General features: G+C 55.2%; 11 protein-coding genes. 3 read left to right on the plus strand and 8 right to left on the minus strand.

Annotated features, from left to right (window positions below; translation table 11 throughout):
- From AC2FNU_RS20790 to AC2FNU_RS20820, 7 genes are all read right to left on the minus strand, one after another.
- On the minus strand, positions 1–331 hold a 331-nt coding region (locus AC2FNU_RS20790), incomplete at its 3' end, for an FAD-dependent monooxygenase (RefSeq protein WP_496791975.1).
- Between the two features lies 1 nt (position 332).
- Positions 333–1,430, minus strand: coding sequence for a branched-chain amino acid ABC transporter permease (locus AC2FNU_RS20795; protein ID WP_496791980.1), 1,098 nt, complete (start codon positions 1,428–1,430; stop codon positions 333–335).
- The gene (locus tag AC2FNU_RS20800; protein ID WP_496791985.1) at positions 1,430–2,293 is read right to left on the minus strand and encodes a branched-chain amino acid ABC transporter permease; all 864 of its coding nucleotides are present in this window, start codon (positions 2,291–2,293) and stop codon (positions 1,430–1,432) included. Before AC2FNU_RS20800 ends, AC2FNU_RS20795 begins: the two co-directional genes overlap by 1 nt.
- Complete coding sequence (locus tag AC2FNU_RS20805) at positions 2,290–3,000, minus strand: ABC transporter ATP-binding protein (protein WP_496791988.1); 711 nt, start codon at positions 2,998–3,000, stop codon at positions 2,290–2,292. The genes AC2FNU_RS20800 and AC2FNU_RS20805 overlap by 4 nt, the downstream gene beginning before the upstream one ends.
- The gene (locus AC2FNU_RS20810) at positions 3,000–3,719 is read right to left on the minus strand and encodes an ABC transporter ATP-binding protein (protein ID WP_496791993.1); all 720 of its coding nucleotides are present in this window, start codon (positions 3,717–3,719) and stop codon (positions 3,000–3,002) included. Before AC2FNU_RS20810 ends, AC2FNU_RS20805 begins: the two co-directional genes overlap by 1 nt.
- Positions 3,720–3,768: 49 nt before the next feature.
- Entirely contained in the window at positions 3,769–5,043 is a 1,275-nt protein-coding gene (locus tag AC2FNU_RS20815; protein WP_496791998.1) for an ABC transporter substrate-binding protein, read from the minus strand.
- A gap of 25 nt (positions 5,044–5,068) precedes the next feature.
- Positions 5,069–6,130, minus strand: coding sequence for a maleylacetate reductase (locus AC2FNU_RS20820; RefSeq protein WP_496792003.1), 1,062 nt, complete (start codon positions 6,128–6,130; stop codon positions 5,069–5,071).
- A gap of 105 nt (positions 6,131–6,235) precedes the next feature.
- Between AC2FNU_RS20820 and AC2FNU_RS20825 the strand changes: the two genes are divergently transcribed.
- From AC2FNU_RS20825 to AC2FNU_RS20835, 3 genes are all read left to right on the plus strand, one after another.
- A complete protein-coding gene (locus tag AC2FNU_RS20825) occupies positions 6,236–7,165 on the plus strand; it encodes a LysR family transcriptional regulator (RefSeq protein ID WP_496792008.1) in 930 nt (309 codons plus the stop codon).
- A 415-nt stretch (positions 7,166–7,580) separates the two neighbouring features.
- A complete protein-coding gene (locus AC2FNU_RS20830; protein ID WP_496792013.1) occupies positions 7,581–8,870 on the plus strand; it encodes a M16 family metallopeptidase in 1,290 nt (429 codons plus the stop codon).
- Position 8,871: 1 nt separating this feature from the next.
- Positions 8,872–10,260 carry a peptidase M16 family protein gene (locus AC2FNU_RS20835; RefSeq protein WP_496792018.1) on the plus strand — a complete coding sequence of 463 codons (1,389 nt, stop codon included), beginning with the start codon at positions 8,872–8,874 and terminating at the stop codon, positions 10,258–10,260.
- A 404-nt stretch (positions 10,261–10,664) separates the two neighbouring features.
- Here the strand turns inward: AC2FNU_RS20835 and AC2FNU_RS20840 are convergent.
- The coding region (locus AC2FNU_RS20840) for a GMC family oxidoreductase (RefSeq protein ID WP_496792023.1) at positions 10,665–12,185 on the minus strand (1,521 nt) is incomplete at its 5' end.

Raw genomic sequence — 12,185 nt, forward strand, 5'->3', positions numbered from 1 at the left:
ACAGCAGGTGTTCGGCCTTGGACAGCGGGTGATTGCCCCAGCTTTTCATGCGTCCGATTTCCTCACCTGCTAGGCTTTCGCAGAACACGTTCTCGCCCATCAGATCCTGATGCGCGGCGTGCATGTAGGCTTCGGCTTCGACCTCGTGACCAAGGTCGCGCAGCACCTCCATCGTGCGCTGGTTGGTGATGTGTGCCCGTGGCGTGTTGGCCAGCCAGCGATAGCGGTTGATGACCATGTTCTCGACGCCATAGCTCGACAGCAAAGCCGCCGTTGCAGACCCCGCTGGGCCGGTCCCGATGATGAGGACATCAGTTGTTATGGTGGCCATGTTACGCCTCCCTCTGTTTGTCAGATTGAATTGAGTTGTGGCTGTCTTTCGGGTTCGTCAGCACAAGACGACGGCGAACAGGGAAAATCTGCAGCCCGGTCTTTTCGGAGATCAGCCCCCAGATGCCGCGCGGAGCGAAGAGCATGACGGCGATCCCGATCAACCCCAGCACCATGAGGTACCAGGAGCCGTAATCGGCCAGCAGGCTTTGTAGGATGAAGAAGATCAGCACGCCCAGGATCGGGCCTTCAATGGTGCCAATTCCGCCGATCACGACGATGAAGATCACGTAAGCCGTCCAGTCGGTGACCGAGAACGCAGCATCAGGCGAGATCCGCAACTTTTGCAAATAGATCAACGCGCCAGTCAGCCCGGTTCCAGCGGCTGAGACGAGGTAGACCAGCCATTTCATCCGCACCGCATCAACGCCAACAGACTTAGCCGCTTCGACGTTGTCCCGTACCGCAGCCAGCGCCAGCCCGCGCTTGGTTCTGAGCAGCCAGTAGATACCTGCGATCGTGGCGATCACCAATGCCAAGGCGAGCCAATAGGTCAGGATATCCCGCGCTGCCGCGCCTCGAACGTCAAAGGTGGTCTGGATCCACTCGGTCGCCCACATCTCACGCGTTGCTGTGCGGGGCAAAGAGGTTCCTGTGCCGCCGCCCAGAACCTTCCATTGGGCCACCAGCAGGCGCATAACCTCGGCGATGACCCATGTGCCGATGGCGAAATAGGCCCCTCGCAGGCGGAAGGCAAAAAAGGCTGTGGGGATGGCGACAATCAGGGCCGCGACGCCGCCCATAAGGATCGCTGGAACCGGATCCATCCCCCACAGGATGACGCCGCCGAACATGGCGTAGGCGCCCATGCCTACAAAGGCCTGCTGGCCGACGGACACCAGCCCGCCATATCCCGCGAGCAAGTTCCAGAACTGCGCCAGAACAAGCATGGTAAAGATAAAGAATAGGTCCTGGATCAATCCCCGGCTGGCAAAAGTTGGCAGCAGGATGAACAGGATGATCAGGGCGATGCAGACGGCTCCGGCGCTGTAAGACGCGCGGGTCTGAGTCTGGACGCGGTACATTGAAGTATCAGTCATCAGTCCACCGCCCTTGGAAACAGGCCTCTGGGCTTGATCAGAAGCACAATGAGAAAGGCCAGGTGACCGGCCAGGATTTGCCATTCGGGATTGATCGCGGCGCCGACGGTTTGCGCGACTCCGATGATGATGCCTCCGATCAGAGTGCCCCAAAGGCTGCCGAGGCCACCAATGATCACCGCCTCGAAGGCATAGATCAGGCGCGCTGGGCCGATATTGGGGTCAAAGTTTGCCCGCATTCCCAGATACAGAGCTGCCAGTGTGACAACCAGCATCGCAATGGCGGTTGCTGTGGCAAATATCCGTTCAGGGCGGATGCCCATCAAACCAGCCGTCACCGCATCATCCGAGGTCGCGCGGAACGCCCGGCCTAACTCCGTGCGATAGAAAAGCTGGTTCAGACCGACGATCACAAGGATCGCCGAGGCAAAGGTCAGCAACGGCAGAACGCCGAGGTTCAGCCCGCCCATCTGAACGGATGCCGTTGCGATTTCGCCCGCAGGGAGACGCTGGCTATCTGCTGAGAACCCTTCAAGCAATGCGTTCTGCAAAACGACCGACAGACCGAACGTTACGAGCAAAGGTGGCAGGATGTCAGGCCCCAGTACGCGGTTCAGCACATGTTTCTGCAAAGCCCAGCCCACGCCAAACATGATCGGCGCGGCAATGGTGGCCGCCAGAAATGGTGAGAGCCCAAGTAGAGAAACCAGCAGAAGGATCAGATAGGCTGCAAAGACGATCAGGTCTCCATGGGCCAGATTGACCAGCCGCATGATCCCGAACACAAGGCTCAGCCCTGCGGCAAACAGCGCATAGAGCCCGCCCAACAGAACACCCTGAATAATGGTATCGATCCAGATCATGCGGCAGCTCCTCCAAAATAGGCGTCGTGTATGGCCTCACGGCTGAGCGTGTCTGCGGTGCCTTCCAGCGTGACGCGACCCTCCATCATGCAGTAGACGCGGTCGGCGACTTTCATCGCCTGTCCTATGTCCTGCTCCACGACGATCAGGCTGGCCCCGGCCTCCTGAATGCGCGGCACGGCATCATAGATGTCCTTGATGACGACGGGTGCCAGGCCGAGGCTGATCTCATCGCACAGCAGAACGCGCGGGTTGCTCATCAGGGCGCGGCCAATGGCGACCATCTGCTGTTGTCCGCCAGACAGGGCGGTGCCGGGATGGTTCCGGCGCTCTTTCAGGATTGGGAACAGGTCGTAGATTGTTTGCAAGGACCAATGGCCAGATACCTTTCGGCCATAGGTGCCTATCAGCAGGTTTTCCTCGACACTTAAGGAAGGAAACAGCCGACGCCCCTCGGGCACCATAGCCACTCCGCGTGCCATGATCTCGTCTGCGGGCAGGTCTCCGATGGGTTGGCCGTCAAAACGCACCTGATCAGGTCCGTTGGTCAGAACCCCTGAAATCGAGCGCATGAGGGTCGATTTCCCGGCCCCGTTTGCGCCGATGATGGCAACGGTTTCGCCTTCGTTCAGGTGGACGTCCACACCGAACAGGGCTTGGAAGTCGCCGTAATGGGCGGTCAGCGCGTGGGTCTCCAGCAGGCTCATCAGACTTCGATCCCCAGATAGATTTCTTTGACTTCCCGGCTGTTCATGATCTCGTCCGGATCACCCAGACCGATGACCTTGCCGAAATCCAGAACCAGCAGCCGTTCAACGACCGAGGTGAGCGCATGCAGGACATGTTCGATCCAGATGATCGTCACTCCGCTGCTGTGCAGCCCCTTGATCGTGTCGATCAGCGCGGTGCATTCCGCGTCGGTCAGCCCCCCGGCGATTTCATCCAGCAACAAAAGCTTGGGGTTTGTTGCCATAGCGCGGGCCAATTCCAGTCGCTTGCGTTGCAGCAGACGCAAACCACCGGCGGGGTCATTGGCCACGTCCAGCAATTCAGTTTGCTCAAGAATACGGGCGCAGGCCTGTTCGACCTCATGTTCTGACTTGCTCTGCCCATGGGTTGCGGCCACCAACAGGTTTTCGAAAACCGTCAGGTGATCAAAGGGCTGAGGGATCTGGAATGATCGTCCTATGCCCGATAGGCAGCGCTGCATCGGCGGCACGCGCGTCACATCTGCTCCATCGAAATGGATCGATCCCGCATCAGATGTCAGATTGCCCGTTATCAGGTTGAACAGCGTCGACTTGCCCGCCCCATTCGGGCCAATGATCCCAAGCGCTTGTCCCTGCTCAACGTCAAAGCTGACATCGTCAGTAACGGTGAGCGCACCAAAGCTTTTGGAGACGTTTTTGAGCGAAAGAATGGTCATACTGGTGTTCCTGCCCCGGAGATGATCCGGGGCGTTTGTTGTGTTGCGATCAGGAGATTTCTTCCATCACACCTGCGGTCGGGATTTCGGGTGCCGAGGAGTTGTCAACGATCACGAGGTCATAGCTGCCGTTGTCGAGCAGCCTCCATTGCCCACCTACCAACGGCGTTTTTGCAACGTTCTGGGCGGCGAAGGGGGGCAGGCCCGCGCCATCAAAGGCGATCCGGCCAACAATTGAATCCAACTGCGTGGCAGCGATAGCCTCAGCGACCGCATCGCCATCACCCGCGTCATCAACGCGGCCCATGACGTTGGCTGCCATTTCGAACAATGCGTGCACAAAGCCGATGGGCTGGGTCCACTGACGGCTGGTGGCGGCCATGTACCCTTGCGCCAGTTCAGCCGAGCTTGCGCCGGTGAGCGATGACGAGAACGGATGGGTGGGGGACCACCAGACTTCGGAACTCAGGTTGTTGCCTGCGTCGCCCAATGCCTCGACCGCTTGCGGGAACAGGATGGCTTTGCCGATACTCGCGGCTTTCGGGGTGAAGCCTTGTTGCTTGGCCTGGCTCCAGAACGTCGTGAAATCGGGCGGGATCGGAACTCCGGTCACGATTTCAACATTGGCCTGCCGGAACGCGTTGATCTGGGCCGAGAAATCATCGGTCAGGTTCTGATACCGCCCGGGATCTGTCAGTGAGTAGCCCAACTCTGAGAGAACAGGTGGGAAACCTACATTCGGGTCGCCCCAGGCATTGCCATCACCGTCATTTGGGAACAATGCGCCAACCTGTTTGTTGGTCTCCAACTGGTTCCACATTGCGGTGAAGACAGAGATCACATCTTCGAGGCCCCAGAAGAAGTGATAGGCGTAGTAGAACGGTTCCCACGATCCGGGATCTCCGGGGTTGCCCTGTTGGCCGATGAACCAAGGCTGCCAGGGCGCAACAGTCGAAATGCAGGGTACTTCTTCAGCTTCACAGGTCGAAGCAACCGGGTTTGTTGTTTCGGGTGTCGAAGCGACCAGCATCAGGTCGATCTCATCATCCACAATCAGCTCGCCCGCGACGTCCGCTGCACGGTTCGGGTTCGACTGGCTGTCTTTGACGATGACTTCGAAGTTCGCACCGGCCTCAGATGCGGCGAAATTGTCCAAAATGTACTTGTCCGCCTCGGAGAACGCAGCCAAAGGCCCTGATTGCGGGCTGACATAGCCCAGTTTGATTTTTGCGCCCTGCGCGATAGCAGGTGCGGCGAGCGCACCGGCGGCCAGCCCGAGGCCGGTTGCGGCGCTGGATTGCAGCAATTTGCGTCGTGTGATCATGTGTCCCTCCCTTGACACGGTGAACTCAAATGCTTGGGGCGTTTCCCGCCCAAGCATTTTGAAGCAGCGCCCGCAGCCCATCAGAAGTGACAGGCCGCGGGTTCCAATACGGATTTTTGAGTGCGATTTCGGTGGCACGATCCAGATCGCTTTCTGAAAGACCAAGATCTTTCAAAGCCAATGGTGCGCCCATTCTCTTGGAAAAATCCCAAAGGGCCTGGCCCGGTTCAGGGCCGCCAAGAACGTCTGTCACGGGTGCCAGCAAATCCGGCGCACCCACCGCATTGTAGGCGATGGCGTGCGGCAGAACGATCGCGTGGGTTTCCGCATGTGGCAGATTGAAGGACCCGCCAAGCGTATGGCAAAGCTTGTGATGCAGCGCCATTCCGACCAAACCAAGTACTGTACCGCAGGCCCAAGCACCGCGCTGCGTTTCTTCTCTGGCTTTGAGGTCGTCAGGGTTTTCGACAACAGTCGGCAGGCCCTCTGCAAACGCCTTCAGGCCGTCGATAGCTAAGTCCGTGGTCTGCTCCGTTCGGTCCTTGGCATAGAGCGCCTCGGCGGCATGAGCCATCGCGTTCAAGGCGCTGGTCACGGTCATTGCGGGTGGCAATGATGCCACCAGTTCAGGATCATACAGAATGACCCGCGGTAGAACCTTTGGGTCTGTCAGGGTGGTTTTGATGCCGTCCTCAGTCTGACCCAGGATCGGAGTAGCTTCGCTGCCGGCATAAGTGGTTGGAATAGCGATCTGTGGCAACCCGGTCCGAAGGGCAATCGCCTTGCCTAAGCCAATCGTCGAACCTCCACCGATAGAGACAATGCTATCGGCTTTGACAGACAACGCATGTTCAATCGCTTCTTCGGTTACGTCGACCGGGGTGTGCATCGTTGCCCGAGTGAAGACACCCGCAGCACGATCCCCGACAGTTGTCGCAAGTTCCATGGCCATATCGACTTGCTGAGGTGTCGACAGCAGCAGTGCTTTGCTTGATCCCAGCACCGATAGCTCTGTGCAGATGTCGTTACGCAAACCTGCGCCGAACCGGACTTTCTGGCCATTGATGCTGGTGGTGTTGAGTGCCATGGGACGAGTTCCTGACAAGCGCTGGATTGCGGGTCTGAGGGAAACGCTAGCAGGTCAAAACAGCACTCTTGATCGAATTTTCGACACTCAATATAACTTTGGGTTATGAAGCTTGATCCGAGACATCTCGAAATTCTTGCGGCTATTGTCGAGGCCGGAGGGTTGACCGAAGGCGCTGCTTTACTTGGGAAATCGCAGCCCAGCGTATCCAGAAGTGTCTCGTTGTTGGAAGACCGAGTGGGGGAGCCTTTGTTCCTGCCCACCCGAAGGCCATTGCAACCCACTGAGCTTGGTCTCGCTCTGGCTCAGGAGGGGCAAAGAATTCTGAACGCGGGTCGTCACGCAAGCCGACTGGTGGACGAGCACCGTCAAGGCCTTGCTGGTGCGGTTCGGGTTGCGGGCACACCGATCTTCATGGACGGTGTTATCTCAAACGTGATTGCAGAGTTTCAGGCCCAGTACCCCAATATTCGGATCGACCAATCCTATGGGTACCCCACCGAGCTTTTGTCCAAGTTGTCTGCCGAGACTTTGGACGTAGCTATACTTCCCATGCGTCCAGCGGACGTGTCCGAAGATTATGAATTCCGCCAGATTTTGCCGGGGCGAAACGTCATAGCTTGTCGCGCTGGGCACCCTTTAGCGCGCAAGAAAGAGGTGAAGCTGGAGGACATAACCGAGTATTCCTGGATTGCGCCACCTGCAAACAGCCCGCTGTTTCGTGATCTGCGAAACACGCTGGACGGCATTGGGGTGCGAGACCTTAAAATCAGTTTTACCGGAGGGTCGCTGAGTGCAGTTGTGAACGTTTTAACGGGCTCGGATTCCCTGACGGTTCTGCCGTTTTCGGTGGTCTTCATGATGCAAAGGCAAAAAACTCTGACAGCGCTGCCGATAAAAATTGGTGATCCTGACCGACACTTGGGATGCGTTACGCTAGGCGCCCGAAAAATGTCGGCTTCGTCAAACCGAGTACTGGAGTTTATCAAACTGAAATTCGAAATGCTTGATCGATTGATTTGTAGAGCGGGGTGATCTCTTTGGCCGGTCCAGCCTGAAAAATTACATTTCAGTGCTCTATGAATCTTCGCCGTACTTGTGCAACGGTTATGGTGGTTGGGTATGCGACCAACGGGTAAGACAAGATCTACTGAAGCTGTACCTTTCAGCATGATCTATGCAAGAGCACCGGATTTTTGTCTGCTGAGCCGCACTTAGAAAGTGATGCCATGACAGCACGGCCAATTGGTTGGTCCGTTGATCAAATAGATTCGAGGCATTAGTTCCGGGCATATTTGATCTCGAACCGAACGGAATTCGACAAGTTTTCGATTGGCGACTTGAAATAGCAGTTGGTTTCCCGCAAGCATTCGGGAAACCATCGTCTTGTTCGGGGAACGCCTGATAAGGGGCGTATTTTTTCTTAAGTGATTGAGTTCAAAGGATTATGATGCGCGCGGTCATATTTATTTTTTCGCTTATTTTCTTGGGATTTACCGGAGCTGCTCAAGCGCAAAACGTCATCCCTCTTTCTGAGAAGGGTGGGTTGTTCGCAGCCTACGTGGTTCCGAGGGATGATTTCGATCGCGTGGACGTGCAGTTGATCGTTTTGTCTGGAGTGTACGATGACCCGGAGCCATCTGGTACAGCTCATTTAACTGAGCATCTGAGCGCGTTTTCAGCGGACGCCACGATACTCAGGAAGCCACGAGAGCGCGACGTTTACGCGACAACGCATAACGTAGCGACGGTGTATACGAACTCTGGCGTTCCTTCTGATATTGAAATGTTGTTGCGGCTGTCTCGTGCGGTTCTGGATACGCCATCATTGCCGGAAGGGTTTGCGGAAAGTGAAGTTGATATCGTTCAGCGTGAAACACTGCTGCGAGAAAGACAGTCTCCGCTCCGCTGGCTCAGGAGAATCGCACTTCAAAACCTCTATGGCACTCTGCGCGGCCGAGCAGATAATACCATTGAAGATCTTCCAAAACTGAACCTTGAGAAAGCCTATCAATTTCACGAAACACACTATGTACCGTCCAATGTAATGTTAATCGTGTCAGGAAAAATTGAACCTGAAATAGCCAAAAAACTTGTTGCTAGTATATTTGAAGACACAGAACCTTCTGAAGTTCCTCAGAAGCCCTGGTTAGACCAAAAACCGGATCCCGGGCTCAGTTTTGTTGAACGCGTCAGTTCGGACAAGCTGGCGCGCGACGCAATCCAATTTGCGAAATTCGTTGACTTCGAAGATCGGTCAACCAGCATAGATATGCAGGGCGCATTCTTTATCGCCAGCGACGTTTTGAACGAAAGGCTTTACAAGGTCCTGTACTATCAGGACGAACGTGTTTTCCACATCGATGCAGACTGGTATTTTGCCAAGAATGCCGATTTAGAACTTACCATCGATTTGCACCTGATGCCCGGCTTCAGCGTGGACGCGGCGCACAGTCATTTGACAGACACTCTGACAAATTTGCTGAACGAACCGATCACAAGGGATGAAATCAATCGAGCGCGCCAGACACAGGTCGTAGCAGCCCGGAATGCGGCCCGCCGACCAATCGCGTTTCTGTCCTTTCTAAAGAATGTGGCTTCGGATGGTTTTCCACCCGTCACACCGTCGGTGTTTGTCGACATTTTGAACGACACGACAGATCAGGACGTTATTGAATTTGCCGAAAAGGTCATCAAACCATCGGCCACATCCGTCGTTTTGGCCGAGAAAGCAGATTAACATGCAAACATTAAAAGGCCGATTCATTTCCGCAGTCTTGATGGTTCTTGGCCTGCTGTCTGCTCAGCAGGTCAAAGCAGAGCTGATTGCAACGACTGGTGAGGCGAAGATCGTTTATTTGCAGCCTCTGACCAACGGAATTTTAGAACTCACCCTGGTTTGGCCGATTGATCGACCGGAAATAGACCGCGTGGCCGCCTTGCGTGCTGGTCTTTCGAGTGTCGTGTCAGGAGGAACATCAAGCCGTTCGTCGTACAAAATTGCTGAGTACAAGCGGTTGAAAGGGATCAGGCATTACGTCGAAACAAGTCGCGATAGCCTGATGCTAACTGTCTCGGCGCCGAACGAAGTCTTTCCAGAGACCATCGTCCACCTTGAAAATCTTTTGCTTGAGCCGGAATACTCGGCCGCTTGGTATGCAAGAGAGCTGCAATACTCCGGCCTGATCAAGTCAACGAGGACCAGAAGACCTGACGATGTTCTGAGCGAAGTAGCGGCTTTCCTACAGTACGAACCTAGTAAAGAAGATTCCGAGGTTGGGAATGGCAAATTTCGTTTTGGCCGACCCGCTCAGGCAATCCTAAGATCTGGCGATCCAGAAGTAGAACGTCGCACCCTTCAACTGATCAGAAAGCTTCGCCAGCCGGAAGGAAAGTGGGAATTGCCTATTGCGAAATGGGCTGAAGTATTGGTTGGCACAGACAAAGAAGCGTTCGCACTTCCAACAGGTGTCATTCACTTCGCCGATCCCGACTCTACCGAGATGTTGATCCTTTTTGTTAAGGCTGAAGAGTTTGCAAATGTGGCCGACCAGGTTGGGACAAATGTTTTGGTCGACTATATCGGTGCCAATCAAGGATCCGAGATGTTTCGGATGATCCGACAGGAAATGCGCGCGGCTTACGATCCACGCTCAGACTTCGTTGTCATAGGAAAGAAAAAGGCGATTATCTCACTAAGCGCGACAGTTGAGGCGGTGAAGTGGCCCGAAGTCTATGAGAAAATAAGTGAAATTTACCAGAATGTTCGTGACGGTAAAGTAGAACAACAAGGTTTGGAAATTCAGTTTGGTCAGTTGGACCGGGCTTACTATCGCGACTTTTTCACTGAGCCTGTTTGGGGAACGCGACAATACCTGCACGAATTTCCCCAAGGCACTGACGGCACTATCGAAATACCGCTATTCAGTGCGTTTCAAACACTTTCTTTGGAAGAAACAGCAGCAAACTCGAAAGAGCTTTTACCGCCATTGGAGGAATTCCTGATCATTCTAATCGGGGGAGGCAACTCTCCATCGGACATCTTTCGGTCAAAAGGTTACTGCTCGCTGCCGAAAAACACCCCCTTAAGATTTTGCCTTGATGTGCTTTCGAATGCAGAAAACCTTTGAAAGCTGAACAAGTGTCCTTATTGCAGATAACCTTAGGTGCTGCAGATTTGCGGGCTGTTACCTGTTGGAATTTTGGAAGCACAGCAAACAAGTTGGGTTGTCCTTGCCGCTATGCCATCTCCAATAGCATATCTGAAAGAGTGCGCGCGGTAAGGGCCCTCGGTGCGCCTATTGCGACAAGCCGAGTTCCTGATTTGCGGTCACCCCAAACGTCATCCCGTGCAATGTCCATGCGCTTTCCGACGACCTGCACAAGAATGCGATTGTCCACGTCCCGCTCTATCAGAGATTGGTTGCTGCTATCTTAAGAAAATGGCTTGAAGCCCAACGTCAGCCGTCCTTCTTTGCCACAGAGAAGAGCACAAACCCGAACTGAGGAAAAAAGCGCCCCGACCTTTGTTGTTTCAGGTATCCGCTCTTATCAAATCACTGGCCTTTTCGCCGATCATGATGGCTGGAGCATTGGTGTTACCACTGACGATTTCCGGCATGATCGAACAGTCGGCCACTCGTAAGTTGGCTATGCCGTGTACTTTTAGTTTTGCATCTACGACCGACGCTTCAGTGCTTCCCATCGCGCATGTGCCGGTAGGATGATAGATTGATGCCGTGTTTGATCTTACCCAGTCCAGCGTGCCTTCATAGTCGTCGCAACTCAGCTGAGCCGTTGGTCGAAACTCGTCTGAAATCTTCGAGGCCAAAGGATTATGCTTGGCTATTCTGCGCGCGATGTTCACTCCGTCGACAATGGTTCGGCAATCCGTTTCAGTGGATAGATAGTTCGGCATTATCTTGAGATGTTTAGCCGGATCCGGGCCGTTCAAACGTAGCTCTCCCCGGCTTTCCGGGCGCAGTTGGCAGACGGACATGGTGAAGGCTGAAAACGGATGCACGCCTTCGCCGGGGCTGTCGGCGGACCACGGCTGGACGTGAAACTGGATATCGGGCGTTTCTACATCTGGCCGGGTTTTCATGAAACCGGTGGCCAGGCTGGCGGCCATAGTCATAGGGCCTGCACGGAACAATGCGTATTTCAGGGCGATGCGCGCCTGATTGAACAGGCTGCGGACTTCATCATTCAGTGTCGGCTCATTGCACTTGAACACTAATCGGGCCTGCAAGTGGTCCTGTAGCCCTTTGCCGACACCAGGCAGAGCGTGCAGGGGCTCGACGCCGTTTTCTTTCAGGTGGTCTGGGTCTCCGATCCCTGAAAGCATCAGGATCTGCGGCGAGTTTATCGCTCCGCCGGACAGAATGATTTCGCGCCGGACGGTCATGGTTTTCTCAATGCCGGAACGATCCCGGTAGACCAGACCTGTTGCCTTTTTCCCTTCCAGAACGACGCGCGTGACCAGAGCGTTCGTCATGATGTTCAGGTTTTGTCGATCCCGGATGGGTTTCAAATAGGCAACGGCGGCGCTGCACCGGCGGCCATTGCGGGTGGTCAGTTGGAAATAGCCGACGCCTTCTTGCTGGGCCCCATTGTAGTCGGGGTTGAATGGATAACCTGCCGCTTGCGCCGCCGCGACCCAGGCGTCGCAGATCGGGCGCTGAATGCGCATGTTGGATACCGAAAGCGGCCCGCCAACACCGTGAAACTCATCCTCGCCGCGTTCCTGATCTTCGCAGCGTTTAAACAAGGGTAGCACATCGTCCCAGCCCCAGCCCTCGTTGCCCATCTGCCGCCAGCGGTCGTAGTCCTCTTTCTGCCCGCGCACGTAGAGCAAACCGTTCAATGAGGATGACCCGCCCAGTACCTTGCCGCGTGGCCAATCGATGGATCGACCGTTCAGGCCAGGATCAGGTTCCGTGCGGTAACACCAGTCGACCGAGGGATTGTGCATGGTTTTGAAGTAGCCAACGGGGATGTGAATCCACGGGTTTGTGTCGCGCCCTCCTGCCTCAAGCAGAGCCACGGTTGTGTT

Source organism: Ruegeria sp. BHSB064 (assembly GCF_059613205.1).

Bases quoted from the DNA above. Each gene is read 5' to 3' on its own strand.
- AC2FNU_RS20800 (WP_496791985.1), bottom strand. From the start codon at position 2,293: ATGATCTGGATCGATACCATTATTCAGGGTGTTCTGTTGGGCGGGCTC.
- AC2FNU_RS20795 (WP_496791980.1), bottom strand. From the start codon at position 1,430: ATGACTGATACTTCAATGTACCGCGTCCAGACTCAGACCCGCGCGTCT.
- AC2FNU_RS20835 (WP_496792018.1), top strand. From the start codon at position 8,872: ATGCAAACATTAAAAGGCCGATTCATTTCCGCAGTCTTGATGGTTCTT.
- AC2FNU_RS20825 (WP_496792008.1), top strand. From the start codon at position 6,236: ATGAAGCTTGATCCGAGACATCTCGAAATTCTTGCGGCTATTGTCGAG.
- AC2FNU_RS20830 (WP_496792013.1), top strand. From the start codon at position 7,581: ATGCGCGCGGTCATATTTATTTTTTCGCTTATTTTCTTGGGATTTACC.
- AC2FNU_RS20810 (WP_496791993.1), bottom strand. From the start codon at position 3,719: ATGACCATTCTTTCGCTCAAAAACGTCTCCAAAAGCTTTGGTGCGCTC.
- AC2FNU_RS20820 (WP_496792003.1), bottom strand. From the start codon at position 6,130: ATGGCACTCAACACCACCAGCATCAATGGCCAGAAAGTCCGGTTCGGC.
- AC2FNU_RS20805 (WP_496791988.1), bottom strand. From the start codon at position 3,000: ATGAGCCTGCTGGAGACCCACGCGCTGACCGCCCATTACGGCGACTTC.
- AC2FNU_RS20815 (WP_496791998.1), bottom strand. From the start codon at position 5,043: ATGATCACACGACGCAAATTGCTGCAATCCAGCGCCGCAACCGGCCTC.